General features: G+C 70.1%; 15 protein-coding genes. 10 read left to right on the top strand and 5 right to left on the bottom strand.

Going from position 1 to position 17,589, the window contains the following annotated elements; translation table 11 throughout:
* The first annotated feature begins 298 nt into the window (after positions 1–298).
* The 5 genes from HV824_RS14925 (at position 299) to HV824_RS14945 (ending at position 6,129) form a co-directional block, all read left to right on the top strand.
* Entirely contained in the window at positions 299–595 is a 297-nt protein-coding gene (locus HV824_RS14925) for a hypothetical protein (protein ID WP_176418188.1), read from the top strand.
* Positions 596–617: 22 nt separating this feature from the next.
* The gene (locus HV824_RS14930; RefSeq protein ID WP_176418189.1) at positions 618–914 is read left to right on the top strand and encodes a hypothetical protein; all 297 of its coding nucleotides are present in this window, start codon (positions 618–620) and stop codon (positions 912–914) included.
* A gap of 337 nt (positions 915–1,251) precedes the next feature.
* On the top strand, positions 1,252–2,973 hold the full coding sequence (locus HV824_RS14935; RefSeq protein WP_217917407.1) for a serine/threonine-protein kinase: 1,722 nt from the start codon (positions 1,252–1,254) through the stop codon (positions 2,971–2,973).
* Positions 2,974–3,052: 79 nt separating this feature from the next.
* Positions 3,053–4,012 (top strand): glutathione synthase, encoded by a 960-nt coding sequence (gshB, locus tag HV824_RS14940; RefSeq protein ID WP_176423570.1) that lies wholly within the window; start codon positions 3,053–3,055, stop codon positions 4,010–4,012.
* 227 nt (positions 4,013–4,239) lie between these two features.
* Entirely contained in the window at positions 4,240–6,129 is a 1,890-nt protein-coding gene (locus HV824_RS14945; RefSeq protein WP_176423571.1) for a PHB depolymerase family esterase, read from the top strand.
* A 21-nt stretch (positions 6,130–6,150) separates the two neighbouring features.
* Here HV824_RS14945 and yjjJ read toward each other — a convergent pair whose 3' ends face one another.
* Positions 6,151–7,461 (bottom strand): type II toxin-antitoxin system HipA family toxin YjjJ, encoded by a 1,311-nt coding sequence (gene yjjJ / locus HV824_RS14950; protein ID WP_176423572.1) that lies wholly within the window; start codon positions 7,459–7,461, stop codon positions 6,151–6,153.
* A gap of 187 nt (positions 7,462–7,648) precedes the next feature.
* On the opposite strand from yjjJ, the gene HV824_RS14955 reads away from it, so the two are divergent.
* Positions 7,649–8,428, top strand: a complete 780-nt coding sequence (locus HV824_RS14955; protein ID WP_176423573.1) for a tRNA1(Val) (adenine(37)-N6)-methyltransferase — start codon at positions 7,649–7,651, stop codon at positions 8,426–8,428.
* A 16-nt stretch (positions 8,429–8,444) separates the two neighbouring features.
* Here the strand turns inward: HV824_RS14955 and HV824_RS14960 are convergent, their stop codons facing one another.
* Positions 8,445–9,365, bottom strand: a complete 921-nt coding sequence (locus HV824_RS14960; protein ID WP_255208050.1) for a hypothetical protein — start codon at positions 9,363–9,365, stop codon at positions 8,445–8,447.
* 214 nt (positions 9,366–9,579) lie between these two features.
* Between HV824_RS14960 and HV824_RS14965 the strand changes: the two genes are divergently transcribed.
* From HV824_RS14965 to HV824_RS14975, 3 genes are all read left to right on the top strand, one after another.
* Positions 9,580–10,086: a DoxX family protein gene (locus HV824_RS14965; protein ID WP_176423574.1), complete on the top strand. Its 507-nt coding sequence runs from the start codon at positions 9,580–9,582 to the stop codon at positions 10,084–10,086.
* Positions 10,087–10,213: 127 nt separating this feature from the next.
* On the top strand, positions 10,214–11,812 hold the full coding sequence (locus tag HV824_RS14970) for a CapA family protein (protein WP_176418196.1): 1,599 nt from the start codon (positions 10,214–10,216) through the stop codon (positions 11,810–11,812).
* A gap of 219 nt (positions 11,813–12,031) precedes the next feature.
* Positions 12,032–13,267 carry an MFS transporter gene (locus HV824_RS14975; protein WP_176423575.1) on the top strand — a complete coding sequence of 412 codons (1,236 nt, stop codon included), beginning with the start codon at positions 12,032–12,034 and terminating at the stop codon, positions 13,265–13,267.
* A 77-nt stretch (positions 13,268–13,344) separates the two neighbouring features.
* Here the strand turns inward: HV824_RS14975 and HV824_RS14980 are convergent, their stop codons facing one another.
* On the bottom strand, positions 13,345–13,806 hold the full coding sequence (locus HV824_RS14980; RefSeq protein WP_176423576.1) for an SMI1/KNR4 family protein: 462 nt from the start codon (positions 13,804–13,806) through the stop codon (positions 13,345–13,347).
* Between the two features lie 383 nt (positions 13,807–14,189).
* Here HV824_RS14980 and HV824_RS14985 point away from each other — a divergent pair, with 383 nt between their 5' ends.
* On the top strand, positions 14,190–14,498 hold the full coding sequence (locus HV824_RS14985; protein ID WP_176418199.1) for a hypothetical protein: 309 nt from the start codon (positions 14,190–14,192) through the stop codon (positions 14,496–14,498).
* 100 nt (positions 14,499–14,598) lie between these two features.
* On the opposite strand, the gene HV824_RS14990 is transcribed toward HV824_RS14985, so the two are convergent.
* Complete coding sequence (locus HV824_RS14990) at positions 14,599–16,116, bottom strand: pitrilysin family protein (RefSeq protein ID WP_176423577.1); 1,518 nt, start codon at positions 16,114–16,116, stop codon at positions 14,599–14,601.
* Positions 16,116–17,522 (bottom strand): pitrilysin family protein, encoded by a 1,407-nt coding sequence (locus HV824_RS14995; RefSeq protein ID WP_176423578.1) that lies wholly within the window; start codon positions 17,520–17,522, stop codon positions 16,116–16,118. Before HV824_RS14995 ends, HV824_RS14990 begins: the two co-directional genes overlap by 1 nt.
* Positions 17,523–17,589: the final 67 nt, after the last annotated feature.

The following is a 17,589-nucleotide window of genomic DNA, read 5'->3' on the forward strand; positions in this document are numbered from 1 at the left end:
GACGGTGTGTCCCGACAAGCCACCGCCCCCAGCCCCAGCATCAGCGCCAATACAACGCCGCTGTACCGGGACGCCCGCGTTGCGTGCGCCATGGCGTCCTCCCCCCGTGCCGTCTGGCTATACCCGCACCGGAGGGCCCCGCGGACGCCCCACCCCTGTCGGCGTCCCACCTCCCAACACTTCAGGGTCGGCGGGGAGAGGGGCAGTGTTTTTTACAGGTCGCTCCACTGCTACAGGCTGCAACCGCGCGAAATGGTTGGGTGCCGGAAGGGTATGGTTCTCGCACGCGGGGTACGTCATGACCTCTGTCGCATCCTCCTCATGCGCCCCTTCGTCATCGCCGGCCTTCACCGTGCTCATCCCACGCGGCCTGCAGGCGACCGTGGAGGGGCTCGCGGCGGAGACCCGCCAGGAGCTGCTCGCCGAACTGTTCCGCCTGGCCGCGCTGGCCCGGCAGGAGGAAAGTCACCTGCCCCCTGAGTTCCCGTACACGCTGAGGCTGGACGTCGCCGGCTGCCAGGTCAGCGTGGAGCTGGACCCGTCCCGCGCGCGCCTCACCCTGGTGGGCCTGCTGCGGCCCCAGCCGCTCGAGTGAGCCCGCCCGGGCCAGGGGTGAGATGTCGCGCCGTGCCGGATATGCAGAATCCTGGGACCTCACGTACCTGGTGGAGCAGCTCCGGGAGCTGATCGGGCACGACCTGCGCCTGGGCGAGGCCCTCAGCGATGAGCTGGAGGACGTCCTGGGCAGCCTGGTGCAGCGCAATCAGCGCCTGAGGGTCCTGCAGCGCATGGTGAACGCGGAACGCGCCCAGGAGGACCTGGCGGCCCTCCGCGGGGCCCTGGAGGACATGGACCGGGAGCTGATGGTGCGGCTGCCCGCGTTGCTCGACCAGCTGCGCCTGGCGCTGCCTTGAGTTTCCACAGGCACTTCGTCCCCAGCGCCGCCTGCTTCTTCTAAAGGTTCATAGAGGTATTGATCTATTGGTAGTAGCGGTAGGGAGCCGGGACTTGGGGACAAGTCAGCAAGCTCATGGGAATACTCACGAATTTCGGAAGTGCTACATGTGGGTAAGATGACGGTTATCCCCGGGAACCCACAGGTGTTGATCCACGCCGGGGTTTCTCCACAGCCGCTCCCCCGCTGTCCACAGGCCATCCACAGCTTCCCAGTGGATGCGGGAGGCACCCCAGGTGGTGGCGCGTTCTCACCCCACGTCCGCCCCGCACAAGGCTGTTATCGTCTGGTGCGGGATGTGCCCCGACAGTGGGGTGCCGGCGGAGGGTTTCCCCATCGACTTCTATCGGGGCGAGCGCATCGGGAAGTACGAGGTCGTCACGCAGCTCTCCGTGGGCGGCATGGCGGAGCTGTTCCTGGGCTTCACTTCGGGTCCGGGCGGCTTCCGCAAGTACGTGGTCATCAAGCGGGTGCTGCCGGACGCGCGGGACAACGCGCAGTTCGAACGCATGTTCCTGGACGAGGCGCGCATCACCGCGGCCTTCAACCACCCGAACATCGCGCAGGTGTTCGACCTGGGGCGCGAGGATGACGGGCTCTACCTGGCCATGGAGTTCATCGCCGGGCAGAACCTGAACCAGATTACCGGCGCGTGCCTGCGCCGCCAGGAGCAGCTCCCGCTGGGCTTCACGCTGTCGGTGGCGCGCGACGTCTGCATGGCGCTGCACTACGCGCACGTCTATACGGCGCCCTCTGGCGCGCCCAGCCCCGTCATCCACCGCGACGTCGCCCAGAAGAACATCATGGTGACGTACGACGGCGTGGTGAAGCTGCTCGACTTCGGCATCGCCAAGGCGAAGGACAGCCTGGAGCGCACCAACGTCGGCACGGTGAAGGGCACCACCGGGTACATGTCCCCGGAGCAGGTGCGGGGCGAGGCGCTGGATGGGCGCAGTGACTTGTTCGCCGTCGGGGTGATGCTGCACGAGCTCATCACCGGCGCGCGCCTGTTCGCGGGCAAGAACGAGCGCGACGAGATGATGAAGATTCTGGAGGAGCCCGTCCCCTGGCCCTCGCACGTCGCGCCGCACGTGCCCGAAGCGGTGTCCAAGGTGGTGATGCGGGCGCTGGAGCGCAGCCGTGAGAAGCGCTTCGCCACCGGCCGGGACATGGCCCGGGCCATTGAGGCGGCGGCGGGCAAGCTGCTGCTGGACGCGCATGACCGGGCCGCGCTGATGCAGGACCTGTTCGCCGAGCGCATGTCCGCCACGCGCGTCATGCTGGAGTCCGCGGACGGCACCACCAACGGCGTCATGCTGGACTCCGCGAAGCGGGCCCTGCGCGGTGATGACGGGCCCTACCTCCCCGAGCGCAAGGACCTCCCGACGCCGTCGAACGGCGTGGCGGGCATGCCGCGCAAGCCCTCGCGCAAGGTGCAAGCGGCGGCGGCGCCCCGGAGGCCCGCGGCGGCGAGCCAGCAGCAGCCACCGGAGAGCAAGACCTCCAATGTGCTGTGGGGACTGGTGCTGCTGGGCATCCTGGTGGGCGGCGGGTATGCCGCCTGGCACCTGTCGAAGGTGCTGAACGAGACGGTGGAGGAAGAGGACGCGAGCGCGCTGCGCACCCTCCCCAGCCATGACCCGAACCTGCCCATCTACCCGGTGCCGGGCTATGACGCCCCCACCCCGGATGCCGGCAACCCGGAGGCCCCTGCCAAGGCGTTGGGCGCCGCGGTGGGCGGCGAGGACGTGGAAGAGCACCGTCCCAAGGAGGCGGCGAGCCCTCGCCCGGCGAAGGGCCGGGGCAAGCTGACCTTGCTGGTGCTGCCGGAGGCGGAGGTCTTCCGAGGCAAGAAGCGGGTGGGCCGCACGCCGATGTTCAACGTGGCCCTGCCCGTGGGGGAGCACGACCTGACCCTCGTGGGCCCGGACGGCAAGAAGCGCATGCTGTCGGTGCCGATTACCGCCGGGGAGACGACCCAGTTCCGACTGAAGCTGGCGGAAATCCCCGAGCGCTGAAACACAGCACCGGGATTGAGGGGCACGTTCCGGGGCACTTGGTTATCTTCGCGCCCCTCTTCCTCTGATTCCGGATTGTATGGCCTCTCTGAACATTGGCTTCCTGATGGACCCGCTCGAGACGGTGCGGGTGGACCACGACTCCACGTTCGCGCTGATGCTCGAAGCGCAGCAGCGCGGCCACCAGGTGCGCTACTTCGAGCAGGGCTGGTTGCGCTTCAACGGCACGTGCGCGGAGGCGCGCATGCGCCACGTCACCGTGCGCCGCGAGCCGGGACGGCACTTCGACCTCCTCGATGAGGCCTCGCGCCCGGTGTCCTCGCTGGACGTGCTCTTCATGCGCAAGGACCCGCCGGTGGACGCGGAGTTCCTGCACGCCACCCAACTGGTGGAGCTGTGCGGCACGCAGCGCCCCCCTGTCTTCATCAACGAGCCGGCGGGCATCCGCGACGCGAACGAGAAGCTCTACTCCCTGCGCTACCCGGACCTGATGCCGGACACGCGCGTCACCAGCGAGCTGCCGGTGCTGCTGGACTTCATCGCGCGCAACGCGGCGGGCACCATCCTCAAGCCGGTGGATGGCTTCGCGGGCAAGGGCATCCTCTTCCTGACCGCCACGGACCGGAACGCGCGCTCCGCGGTGGACATGCTCACCCGGGGTGGCCGGGAGGCCGTCGTCGCGCAGGCGTACATCCCGGAGAGCCGCCAGGGCGACAAGCGCATCCTCCTGGTGGACGGCGAGCCGGTGGGCGGCGTGCTGCGCGTCCCGTCCGAGGGCGACCACCGCGGCAACATGGCGGCGGGCGGCGTGGCTCGCAAGGCCGTGCTCACCCCGAGGGATTTGGAGATTTGCGAGCGCCTGAAGCCGGAGCTGCGCCGGCGCGGGCTGCGGCTGGTGGGCATCGACGTGCTGGGCAGCTACCTCACCGAGGTCAACGTGACGAGCCCCACCGGCCTGGTGGAGGCGAACCACCTGGACGACGTGTGCGTGGAGGCCCGGGTGCTGGACGTGGCGGAGCGGCTCGTCGCCGAGCGCTGAGCCCCGCCGGAGGGCGCCGGGCGACAAACGCTGGCTGCCCGGCGCCCTTCCGTGAGCTGAAGGCTGACTCATGTTTCAGCGCACCACACGACGCGGTGCGTGATTTGAATCCTGGTTCATGTTTCAGCGCGACGCGACGCGACGCGCCTTGAATCAGGGGCTATCGGGGGAGTCAGGTCTGTCCCCGTGGCCGCCCATTCCCCCCTGGTGGCGGCCTGGGAGACACCATGCACAAGCAGCGTCGCAGCCGTTCCTGGCCGTGGTCGTGGTCCGCCGGAGTGCCTCTTGCCGCGTGCCTGTTCACGGGACTGGGGGGCTGTGGTGGGCCGGCGGAGGACGCGCCGGAGGCCGAGGTGGCGGAGCAGCAGCAGCCGCTGCTCACGCAGGTGACGAACTTCGGCAGCAACCCCGGCAACCTGCAGATGTTCCGCCACGTGCCGTCCGGCATGCCGGCCAACGCGCCGCTGGTGGTGGTGCTGCACGGCTGTACGCAGCGGGCCGCGGCGATGGAGGGCAGCGGCTGGTCCGCGGCGGCGGACGTCTACAAGTTCTACGCCGTCTATCCGCAGCAGCAGAGCGGCAACAACATGAGCAGCTGCTTCAACTGGTTCGAGCCCGGCGACATCGCGCGGGACAGGGGTGAGGCGCTGTCCATCAAGCAGATGGTGGACACGATGAAGGCGACGTACTCCATCGACCCGGCGCGGGTGTACGTGGCGGGGTTCTCGGCGGGTGGATACATGGCGCCCGCGCTGCTGGCGGCCTATCCGGACGTCTTCTCCGCTGGCGCCATCCAGTCCGGAGGCCCGTACCGGTGCGCGGAGTCGATGAATGCGGGCTTCACCTGCATGAGCCCGGGGGTGAACCGCACGCCCGCCGCGTGGGGCGATGTGGTCCGCAACGCGTACCCGGGGTACTCGGGCCCGCGTCCGCGCGTCAGCATCTGGCACGGCACCAGCGACTACACGGTGAACGTGATGAACCTCACCGAGGCGATGGAGCAGTGGACGAACGTGCACGGCATCGACCAGACGCCGGACACGGTGGAGACGGTGTCCGGCTTCCCGCACAAGGTGCACCGGAGCGGCGCGGGCACCGCGCTGGTGGAGACGTGGGAGCTCACCGGCATGGGCCACGCGGTGGCCATGGATGCGCAGTTCCAGTTCCCGGGCGGCACGGGCAGCGCGGCCTGTGGCGCGGTGGGGGCGTACCTGAGCGACGTGAATCTCTGCGCCGTCTACCACCAGGCGCGGTTCTTCGGGATTGTGGGAGGCGGAGGCGAGCCCACCGGTGACACCACGCCGCCCACCGTCAACGTGACGGCGCCGGCGAGCGGGGCCACGGTGAGCGGCACGGTGAATGTCACCGCGAGCGCGGCGGACGCGGTGGGCGTCACCCGGGTGGAGTTCCTGGTGGATGGCGCGGTGGTGTCCACGGACACGCAGGCGCCGTATGCCTTCGCCTGGAACAGCGCGGCCGTGGGCAACGGGCAGCACCGGCTGGGCGCGCGGGCGTTCGACGCGGCGGGGAACCAGGCGACGGACGACGACACGGTGGTGACGGTGAGCAACTCCGGCTCCCCGGCGCCGGTGACGGTGCAGTTCACGAGCTTGGCGGCGGATGACGGCTACCTGAAGGCGAACGCGGATGGCAGCGCGGCGGCGCTGGGGTTCATGACGAACCTGGCGCTCGGCCGGGGGACGGATGGGAAGTACAACCGGTCCTTCCTCTCCTTCGACACGTCGAGCCTCCCGGATGGGGCCACCGTGACGCGGGCGTACCTGACGGTGAGCTACTCGTCGGGCTCGGGAGACCCGTGGTCGACGCCAGCGGGGAACGCGCTGGTGGTCGACGTGAAGTCGGGGACGTTCAACGCGGCGAACACGGAAGCGGCGGACTGGGCGGCGGCGGCCACGGCGAGCAGCGTCGCGGGCATCGACCGGTTCAGCGCGGGCGCGAAGAGCTCCGGGGACTTCAGCGGCGCGGGCCTTGGCGCCATCAGCAAGACGGGGAAGACGCAGCTGCGGCTGCGCTTCACCCAGGCGCAGACGGCCACGCAGTACCTGTTCGTCCGGGATGGGGCGAACGCGGTGCTGACGGTCGTCTATACGCCGTAGGGAGACGAGGCGGACGCCGGCTCAGACCGGCGTCCGTTGCATCAGCGCCGCGAGTGCGTCCCGGTTTCGTGCGCAGTGGGCTCGGAGCGCGTCGCTGAGCTCGGAGGTCTGCTCCAGCCGGGTCCAGTACGCCAGCGCGTGACGGGCGGCATCGGACCAGACGTCGAGCGTCTCCGCGGTGGGCGGCCGGGGCTCGAAGGTGCGCTCGACGATGCTGGTGCCCACGGGGGCGAACATCATCGGGAGCATGTCGTAGGCCGGTGCGAGCCGGAACCGCTGGGGTCCGTCCTTGAAGAAGGAGAGGTTGCCGAAGTGCCGGTCGGTGTTGCCGGTGAGCTGCCCGAAGGTGTCGAGCCAGCGAATGCGCCGGGCGTCCTCGTCGCTGATGGACTGGCGCTCCAGGAGATACCGGGCCGCGCTGGTCCAGGTGCTCCCCTTCCCTTCGTGGCCGAGGTACTCGTTGTCGATGGCCATGAGTGAGAGCAGCGCCTTGCGGCCTCGCTCGCCGATTCGGTCGAAGCGCTCGACCTCGAGGAACTGGTAGCCCTCGACGCGGAGGGAGCGCGTGGTCGCGGCCGGAATCCCGGCGGCCTGGACGGCTTCGAGCGCGAGGCCTTCGCAGATGAGCAACTCTCTCCAGCGCTGAGCGGCGGCGCCGTCGTCGTTGGCCGCGAACTTCACCAGGACGTGGCGCCCTGCTGTGTACGCCGTGAACTTGGGCTGCTCGCCACCGGCGGAGGAGCCTGCCTCGCTCGACAGGGATGAGCGGGCGAGCTCCGGGTACTGGGCTTCGGTGACGGGTCGAAGCGGGCTGGCCAGGAAACGGTCCAGGGAGGCCGCGCCGATGATGTGGGCTCCGACGCAGTCCTCGCCTCGGAGCGCGAGCGCGATGAGCTGGTGGTCTTCCGTCCAGTCCGTGATGCGTGGGGGAAGTCCCAACTCGGGGTGGCGACTCGCGAAGCCCTGGCCCAGGTAGCCCTGAGGGCTCATGTCGGCGGCGAAGGGCGGGAGGCCGGCGAACCGTTCCCCTCCCCCATCCTGTCGCGCAAGCCAGCAGCCTCCGTTCCAGAGTGGGTGCAGGATGCCTGCTTCGTGGGGACGGCCTGCCTCGTCGACGCGGTACAGCGGTATCTGTTCCCCCAGGGCGGCGATGAAACGGGTCCGCGCATAGCGCCTGGAGGGCCCCTGCCCCATCCGGCAGACGCTCGGACCCGCCGAGGCGAGCAGCCGCGACACCGTCGGGCGTGAGACGCGGAGCTGGGTGGCCAGCTCGCTCCCCTTCACCTCGACCTGACGTCCGAGGACGGTCAGCAGTTGTTCCAGGGTGGCCATGAACGGATTCCTGAGAGGATCCGTGAACAGATATCGCTGACCGATATCTCCGCGCAACCTGCTGAAATAACATCTGAAATTTACGATGTGATCCTGGCTGGTGAGCAGATTTTCCAGCGGGGATGCCGAGACGCAGTGCTGGGTTCTTGGGCCCGAAGCGGACGTTGGGTAGGAAGCCCCGCAGCCCATGCCTGAACCCACCCTGCCCGAGCCCGGCCCGGACGAAACGCTCGACTCCATCGGCACGGCGGGGGTGCGGGTGCTCCAGCGGCGGACGGGTTACCGCTTCACGCTGGACGCGGTGCTGCTGGCCCACTTCGCGGCCACCGAAGGCACTGGCGCGTCCGGGCGGATGCTGGAGCTGGGCGCGGGCAGCGGCGTGGTGTCCTTCCTGCTGGTGAAGCAGTTCGGCCTGGGGCCCGTGGATGCCCTGGAAATCCAGCCCGCCGTACATGCCCGGCTGACACGTTCCGTGGCGCTCAATGCGTGCGAGACGCAGGTCACCCCGCTGCTTGGAGACCTGAGGCGGATCCGCGAACACGTCTCCGGAGGCGAGTACGCCCACGTCGTGTCCAACCCGCCCTTCCGTCTGGCCGACGCGGGGGTCCGCAGCCCGGATGACGAGCGGGCCGTGTCCAAGTCCGAGGTCGCGTGTGACGCGCCAGCCGTCATCGCCGCGGCACGGTACGCGTTGATGCCCGGCGGCGGCGTGAGCCTGGTGTACCCCGCGGCGCGAGCGGCCGAGGTGCTGGGCCTGCTGTCCCAGGCGAAGCTCCACCCCACCGTGCTGCGCTTCGTCCACGCGCGCGTGGACGCTCTGGCCACGCGCTTCCTGGTGCATGCCCTGCGAGACAGGGACCGGGGCCTCGCCGTGCGCCCGCCCCTCATCGTTCATGGCGAGGCGCCCGGGGGCTACTCCGCGGAGGTGGCGGCGTTGATGGATCCGCCGCTCGCGCAGAGGCCCTGAGCCCCGCGCCGCCTCTCTACGGCGTGCCCGTGAGCGGCTTCGTGTTCATCACCTGGACGCCGTGCTCCTCGGACGCGGTGACGAACAGCTCGTGCCTCGCGGGCACCTCCAGCGTCAAACGCCGCAGCTTCCCGCCCACCGTGAAGTCCACCTCCAGCGCATGCGTCCCCGGCGGCACGTCGCGCAGGCTCAGGTTCGTCGCGTTGCTCGTGCCCCGGCGCCGTCCGTCCATCGTCACGGTGCACGGCTTCGCGCAGCGCACATGAACCAGAGAGGTCATCGCGGCGCTCGCCTCAGGCTGCTCCGCCGCCTCCAGGTCCTTCTGCTCCGTGAGCGTCACGCGGCCCTTGGAGTCCCCTTGGAGGGTGACCTCCGAGCCACCCGGTATCTCCACGTAACCCACGAACTGCCGCTGGTTGAAGACGCCACCGGTGGCCTCCACGCGCCGCTGGCCGGGCGCCACGTCGCGGAACTCCCAGGTCCGGTTGTCCCGGCGGACGCCTCGCTTCCCGTCGAGCAGCACCGTGCAGTCGTCCTGGCACTTCACCGTGGCCACGCTCGGCGCCTTCGACGTGGAGACCGGCGTTGGAGGTTTCGGCTCGGCCCAGTCCGGTGTTCCGGGCATGGTGGAGCTGCCAGGCTCGATGAGGATGCGCTTGTTGCTGGCCAGGAACACGTCCGCCGTCGCCACGTCCGGGATGACCACGAAGCTGCCGGCGAGCGGACGGTTCAGCACCCCCGTGGCGTCGATGCGCCGGCTGCCCGGCGCGATGCCCTTGAACTCCCAGGTGGAGTCATTCACCCGGAACCCGTGCTTTCCATCCAGCACCACCGTGCACTTCTCCGTGCAGCGGACCTGGACGGCGACGCCATCGGCCGCGAGCGCCGGAGCAGACACCCACAACGACAAGGACAGGAGCGGCCAGCGGAGGGACATGACGGGGTGACTGCCTCGTACCAGTGGGTATTCACGCGGGGCCCGCCCGGGGATGCGAGTCCACTCCCGCCTCATCAGGCAGGCCCCTTGGAGCCGGCAGTATGCCCACCGGGCAAGGGAGGCGGAACCGCCGCGGCGTGCCATGCGCCCACGCCGGACCCAACCTACCCAGGGTTCCGGCAACGGCCCCAGCCCCATCCAAGGAGCGGAAGGTATGAACATGGCGACGCTGACCGAGCAACCGAGCATCCTGAAGGCAGCCGCCCTGCTGCCCCCGCGCCTGTCGCTCGGGTCGACGATGGTGGTGCATGGCGTGTCCAAGCTCCGCCCCGGGGGCACCGCGCAACATGCGGGCTTCTTCGAGCAACTGGGCTTCAAGCCAGGCAAGCCCTGGGTCATCGCCACGGGGGTGGCGGAGCTGCTCGCGGGCGTGAGCTCCATCCTGGGCATCGCCACGCGTCCCGCGGCGCTGGCGGTCCTCGTCACGCAAGCCATCGCCGTGGCCAAGGTCCATGGCTCCAAGGGCTTCGACAACACGAAGGGCGGCTTCGAGTTCAACCTGGCGCTGGGCGCCATCGCGCTCGGCCTGCTGCTGCGGGGGCCGGGGCCGCTCTCCGTCCACAGCGCCATCGAGCACCGGGTGAAGCGCAAGGCGTCTCGGCGGTTGCGGCTCTTGCCGCGCCAGCGCCGTCGCTCGGTGCTGCTCGACGTGCTGGGTTGAACGCGGGCCGCGACGCACATCCCATCACCCTGACCGATGAGGTGTGTGTCGCCTGTCCGGCTGCAAGGCAGACTGAGGTCATCTCCCCTGACACAGAATCCCGAGATGGCCTCTAGAATGGCGGGACATGCCCTCGTCCGTCTTTCTCTTGATGGCGCTCGCCACCACGCCGGGTGCTGCCTCGGCGCGTGAGCCCGCCCCCGCCCAGCACGTCTCTCCTTCGCGAGCGCCCAGCTCCGAGGTGCCCTCCACCGCGCCCGCGCCCGAGACTGTCATCACCGACCTCAACGCGTACCCCCGTGCCGGTGACTCCGGCGCGGTGCTGGACCTGGGCCGCGCCGCCGCGGAGGCCGGCGCCGCCGCCCTGCGCGCCGCGGCCCTGGCCATGGGCAAGAGCGCCACCCCGCTGGCCGACCCGGACACGAGCTACGCCCAAGGAATGGAGGCCCTCCAGGCCAAGGACGCACCCACGGCCATCACCCAGCTGTCCGCCTGCGTGGAGGCCGCGCCCTCGCGCGTGGACTGCCGCTGGGAGTTGGGCTGGGCGCACTCACTGGAGAACCAGTGGACGGAGGCCTACACGCAGTGGACCGAGGTGCAGAAGCTCCAGCCGGACCACCCGGACCTCGAGGGCGCGCTGTCCCAGGCCCGCGGTCAGGCCATGCTCCAGGCGAAGCTGTCGCAGGGGCCACAGCCCGGCAACCGCCCTCCCCCGCCAGCCGACGCGAAGGTGCGCATCCGCGCGGTGGGTGACGTCATGCTGGGCACCACCGTGCCCGAAGGCCACCTGCCTCCCGATGGCGCGGGCAGCGTGATCGCCGGCGTGCGCTCCCTGCTGGAGGACGCGGACCTCACCTTCATCAACCTGGAGGGGCCGCTGTGCGACACGGGCGAGACGAAGAAGTGCCGCTCGTCGAAGAACTGCTACGCGTTCCGCTCGCCCACCGAATACGGCCAGTACCTGAAGGAGGCCGGGGTGGACCTGGCGTCCACGGCCAACAACCACTCGGGTGACTTCGGCGAGGAGTGCCGCCGCGCGACGGAGTCCACCCTGGACGCCCTGGGCATCGCGTGGAGCGGCGCGCCGGGCACGGTGGCCACGGTGGAGCGCAATGGCCTGCGCATCGGCATGGTGGCGTTCCACACGTCGCCGGCCTGCAACCACCTCAACAACCTGACCACGGCGACGGGGCTGGTGCGCGTGGCCGCGGCCGAGCACGACATCGTCATCGTGTCGTTCCACGGCGGCGCGGAGGGCAGCAAGGCGCTGCACGTTCCCCGCGGCCGGGAGAAGTTCTACGGCGAGGACCGAGGCGACCTGCGGGCCTTCTCGCGCGCGGTGGTGGACGCGGGCGCGCACCTGGTCATTGGCCATGGTCCGCACGTGGTGCGCGGCATGGAGTTCTACAAGGGCCGGCTCATCGCCTACTCGCTGGGCAACTTCGCCACCTACGGCCGGTTCAACCTGCGCGGTCCGCAGGGCCTGGGCCTGGTGCTGGAGGTCGAGCTGAACCGCGACGGCGACTTCACGGCGGGCCGCATCCTCCCCACGAAGCAGGTGGACCGGGGCATCGCCGTGCCGGACCCGAGGGGCGCTGTCATCAAGGCCATCCGGGACCTCACCACGGAGGACTTCCCGGAGACGGGCGCGCGCATCTCCGACGACGGCACCGTGAAGGTCCGCGGCAAGGGCCCTGTCTCCATGCTGGACCGCGCGCGGCGCTGACACGCCGGCGCGTGTGCGCGGCGGCGTGTGGGTGCTTCACGGACCTCGAGCCCGGGAAGTCCCGTCATGTCCGCCGTGTTCATGACGTCGCTGTCCCCTTCACCTCCCCGGGCTGAAGCGCGGCTGCTGGATGTGTCCCAGCTTTCGTCATAGCGGCTCAAAGCAACGGACGGCCCGTACAGGCATGTCGCACGGCTCCGGGATACAAAGGTCCCTGCCGTGCGCGCCCTCCGACTGCCACGCCTCTCCTCGCTTCGCGCCTTCGACCACCCCGGCTACTTCGCGGTCTGGGTGGGAGCCCTGGTCTCCACCATCGGCACCTGGATGGAGACGGTGGCCATGGGGGTGTACGTCACCGAGGCCACGGGCCGCGCCGAGTGGACGGGTGGCATCGTCGCCCTGACCTTCCTCCCCGCGGTGGTGCTGTCGCCGGTGGGCGGCGCGCTCGCGGACCGGTTCGACCGGCGCGCCTATGTCGCGCTGGGCACGGTGGTGCAGCTGGTGCTCGCGGGCGTGTTGACGCTGCTGGCCTTCACGCACCAGCTCAGCGTCCCCGTCGTGGCCGTCATCTCCTTCGTCCACGGCTGCGCCAGCACGCTCATCAACCCCGCCTTCGCGGCGATGCTCGCGGAGCTCGTGCCGCCCCGGGACTTGCACAGCGCCATGAGCCTCAACTCGGCGCAGTTCAACCTGGGGCGCATCATCGGTCCGGCGCTGGCCGCGCTGGTGCTGAGCATGGGCGGGACGTCCTGGGCGCTGCTCATCAACACGCTGTCCTTCGTCGCGGTGCTGGTGGCGCTGTCGCAGGTGAAGACGCTGACGCGGATGACGGCGAAGGCCACGCAGGGCCTGTGGCGGCAGATTGCCCACGGCTTCTCCGTGGCGCGCGGGGATTCGGAAATCTCGTTGATGTTGTGGGGCACGCTGCTGGTCGCCGCCCTGGTGGCGCCCTTCATCGGCCTGGTGCCGGTGTTCGCCATCCGCGTGTTCGGCCAGGGCGCGGCGGCCACGTCGCTGCTCGTCACCTGTCAGGGCGCGGGCGCGGTGACGGCCGCGCTGCTGGTGGGCACGCTGGTGGACAAGCTGGGCCAGCGCAAGCTGCTGGGGCTGGCGGCGACGTCCATCGGCGGGGTGTCCACGCTGTACTGGCTGTCACCCACCCTGCAGGTGGCCGCCGCCGTCATCTGCGTGCTGGGCGCCAACTACATGATGCTGATGAGCGGGATGCACGCGTACTGCCAGTCACGCGTGCCCCGCGAGCTGCAGGCGCGCATGAGCAGCCTGTTCAGCATGGTGCTCGGCGGCGCGTATGCGGCGGGCGTGTGGGGCCTGGGCGCGCTGGCCGACCGGATGGGCATCCGCTTCGTCACCGTGAGCGCCAGCGTGTTGTTCCTCGCGCTGGTGCTCACGTTGCGGCTGCTGCGCCCGCGGCGCTTCGACGGCGTGGGCGCGTAGGCGCGCGTCAGGGGATGACCGTCCAGATTGCTCGGGTCCTCGAGTTCGCACGTTTGGAGGAGACTTCACTCCCCTGGTCAGGAGTGGCCACGGCGGGTGCGCAGCGCCTGCTCCAGGAACTCCGAGAAGGAGCGGGCAATCTGCCTGCAGTAGGCCGGAGCCGGCCTTGCCTCGTGTTCGCCGTCGAAGAGGGGGTAGCGGCCATTCTCCAGTCGGGCCACGTCCACCAGCACGTAGTTGCCATCCTGCACATCGCAGAGCGCGTACACCGAGGCGGGTCCCCACTTGTCGTCATCCTCGCCGTAGATGGCCACCCTCGCCCGGACGATTTTGTGCAGCGGGAGGATGCTGAAGGACGTCCGCGATGGCCGCGCAGCCAGCTCCGCTCCATTGCAGTGCAGGTAGAAGGCGCGCAGGTCCGGGTCCAACTTCCAGCCTACCCGGCGCTCGAACGCAGCCACCTCTTCGGGTGTGGCGGGCGGATACGGCAAGTGCTCGCGGGAGACCTCTTCGAGCAGGCTGCTCATGGGCGTGGCCATCGTCAGTAGTCCGAGTAGGGCAGATTAGGGGGCGAGTCCCGTTCAGGGGAGCTGCGGAACGGACTTGTAGTTGGGTGGCATTGCGCAGGGATATGTCGAGGTAGCGGCGGTCGCTCCAGACGCTAGAGACCTCCCACGCGACGCTGGTGGAGCTGCCCGGCGTGGGCCACATCCCCCACTTCGAGGCGCCGGAGAAGTTCCACGCGGCGTTGCTCGACTTCCTCGGGAAGTGACGCGGCGGCGGGTCGCCCCCCTGTGGGCAACTTGGGGATGTCTCCGGGCGGCCGGGCGTGCCCCCGGACCTCCGCGGGGACCTTGGTGCGCGAGGAGCCCGCTCCGACATTCAACTTCGGAGCAGCACCCACTTCGACGAGGAGCGCACCATGCCGAACAGGAAATATGACCCGTACACGGGAGGCAAGGAGGCCGCGACCAAGCCTCCCTATGCGCCAGACCGCGTGGAGCGGGGACTGGAAGCCGACGACACCCTGCCGCTGTACGCCGCGGACTCCATCCGCGACACGCGCGAGCAGAAGTTCGCCCTGGACAGTGACTCCGAGGTGGGCGGCTACGTCCCCGACATCCGCAGCCCCATCGACGAGGCGGACGAGCTGGAGCGCGAGCGCAAGGGCCGCGAGCGAGCCGAGGAGCGCCAGGTCTCCGACGCGGAAGACGAGGCGCGCAACGGCTGAGCCTCGGGGGAGGCCCGGACCGCGTACCCCGTGAAGCACCGGGCCGAGGCCCGCGAGCAATGACTCGCAGACCACGGCCCGGAAGACACCTGCCTGCGTGCTACTTCGCCGCGCGCGGCATCGGCGCTTCATCCGGCTCAATGGGCACCAGCTTGCCCAGGCCGAGCGGCGTCACCTGCTCCTGGATGGTCGCCGGATCCCCCACGAGGACCATCTGCATCGCGGCCGGGTCCAGGTACCGCTCGGCCATGCGCTGCACGTCCGCGGCGCTGGCGTCGCGCAGGCCCTCCACGGTGCGGTTGAACTCGTCCAGCGGGCGGCGGGTGATGAAGAGCGCCGCGGCGCTGGCGCCCAGGCCCTCCACGGACTCGAAGGCGCCCGGGAAGGCGCGGATGAGGCCCTCCCGCGCGGCCTCCAGCTCCTCGGCGGTGATGGGCCGGTTCTTCAGGCCCGTCAGCTCGCTCATCACCTCGCTCAGGGCCGGGCCCGTCACGTCCTGGCGCACGGAGCTGTACGCGGTGAGCGGCCCCACGCCCAGGCGCGGAGAGACGCTGGCGCCCGCGCCGTAGCTGTAGCCCTTGTCCTCCCGCAGGTTCATGTTGAGCCGGCTGCCGAAGAAGCCACCGAACACGGTGGTGGCCAGCTCCAGCGGGTACTCGTCCGGGTTCCCCGCGGCGATGCCCGCGCGGCCCACCAGCAGCAGCGTCTGGTCCAGGCCCGGCTTGGGCACCACGTACACCTGCTGCCGCGGCGGCGCCTTCGTGGCCGGCGGCGGCGCGGGCGGCGTGGCCTTGCCCGTCCACCCGCCGAAGTGCTTCTTCGCCAGGGCCACCCCTTCTTCCAGGCTGATGTCCCCGGTGAGGATGACCGCCTGGGCCCTGGGGCCGGTGTGCTTCTGGTAGAAGCCCGTCACGTCCGCCAGGGTGAGCGTCTGCACGGACGCGGGCGTGCCGTCGGGGAGGTGCCCGTAGGGGTGCTCCAGCCCGAACACGGCCTCCAGGTACGCCAGCTGCGCCAGCACGCCGGGCTGCCCCATCGCGCGCACCAGGTCCGCCAGCTGCTGCTTCTTGCGCCGCTCGAAGGCCTTGGGGTTGAAGCTGGGCCGCAGCACCACGTCCGACAGCAGGGCCATGGCCGCGTCCAGGTTGCGCGTCAGCACGCGCACGCCCACCTGCGCGCCGTCCGCCTGCACGTCCATGCCGGGAGACACCCCCAGGTCGGCGAAGGCGTTGTCCAGCAGCACCGTGTCCCGCTTGCCCGCGCCTTCCAGCAGCATGCGGTACGTCAGCTCGGCGAGCCCTTCCTTGCCCTGGGGGTCCTGCGCGCTGCCCGCGGCGAAGGCCACGCCCGCGAACACCAGCGGCAGCTCCCGCCGCGTGCTCACCAGCACGGTGAGGCCGTTGTCCAGCTTCGCGCTCTGGAAGGTGGGCAGCACCAGGTCCGGCGCCTTGCCGGGCTGGGGTGGCGTGGCGCGGAAGGACTCGGCGTTGGCCGTGGCTTCAGCCGGGGCCGCCTTCTCTCCCATCGCGGGCGAGTCCGGACTGGCCGGCGCGGGCTTCGGGTTGCTGGCGCAGGCGGCCAGCGTGGTGACGAGCAGGGCGGAGAGGAGGCGGCGCATCAGTGGCGCTCCTTCGAGTCGAGGGGCGCCTGCCGGCGTGCGGGCGGCACCGCGTGGAGGATGACGCGCGCGCCGGGGCGCAGCGTGTCCTGGGCGAACTGCTTCACGGCTTCGGGCGTCACCGACTCGTAGCGCGCCAGGTCCTGGGCCACGTAGTTGGGCTCGCCGACGAAGTGGTTGTAGCTCTGGAGGACGTCCGCCTTGCCGCCGAAGCCGCCGACGGACTGGAGGCCGGCCAGCGTGCGCGTGTCGTAGCGCGTGCGGGCGCGGGCAATCTCCTCCGGGGTGATGCCCTGCTGGCGGACCTCGTCCAGCACCGCGTCCACCTCCTGGAGCAGCCTGTCCGTGGACACCCCGGGCCGCGCCACCACGTCCACCGAGAAGACGGACTGCGCGCCCTGGCTCTGCTGGCTGGCGCTGACGCTCTGGGCCAGCTCCTTGTCCAGCACCAGCCGGCGGTAGAGGCGGCTGGCCTTGCCGGTGGACAGCGCGGTGGCCAGCACGTCCGCGGTGGCGTCCCCTTCCTCCAGGTACGCCGGCGTGAGCCACTGGATGGTCAAGAGCGGCAGCCGGGCCACGCGCTCCTCCTCGCGCAGCACCACGGGCGCGGTGAGCTTCACCGGCGCGACCTCCGGCCGCTGTGGCCGGGCGTGGCTGGGCAGCGTGCCGAAGTACTTCTCCACCAGCGCCTTCGTCTTCGCCACGTCGAAGTCACCGACGATGGCCAGCGTGGCGTTGGACGGCGCGTACCAGGTGCGGAAGAAGTCCTTCACGTCGTCCACGTTGGCCGCGTTCAGGTCCTTCATCGAGCCGATGACGTCCCCGTGGTACGGGTGCGGCAGCGGGAAGAGCGCGTGCCACGCCTTCTCGCGGGCGGCGCCATACGGCGCGGTTTCAATGGACTCACGCCGCTCGTTCTTCACCACCTCGCGCTGCGTCTCCAGCTTCTCCGGAGTGATGGCGTCGAGCAGGAAGCCCATGCGGTCGCTCTCCAGCCACAGCGCCGTCTCCAGGTGATTGCTGGGGACGGTTTCAAAGTAGTTGGTGCGGTCGAAGCTGGTGGTGCCGTTGAGGTCGGTGGCGCCCAGCTGCTCCAGCCGGGAGATGTGGACGTCGTCGGCCACGTTGCGCGAGCCCTGGAACATCATGTGCTCGAACAGGTGCGCGAAGCCGGTGCGGCCGGGTTGCTCGTGGTACGCGCCGACGTGATACCAGATGTTGACGGCCACCACCGGCAGCTTCCGGTCCACGGAGAGGATGACCTCCAGGCCATTGGGCAGCGCGTATTTCTCATACGAGATGGCGAGCGCTTCGCGTCCGGGCTCCAGCGGCTTCGCCTCCTGGGGTGTCTGGGCAAGCGCCGGCAGCCCGCTGAACACAAGGGCTGCGGCGACGAGGGCCTTCATTCGGAACAAGGTGCCTCCAAGTCTCGATGCCAATGACTCACGCGACGCGCTTAGCACGCACCTCCGG

This window comes from Myxococcus sp. AM009 (assembly GCF_013372605.1).
Taxonomy (GTDB): Bacteria; Myxococcota; Myxococcia; order Myxococcales; family Myxococcaceae; genus Myxococcus; species Myxococcus vastator.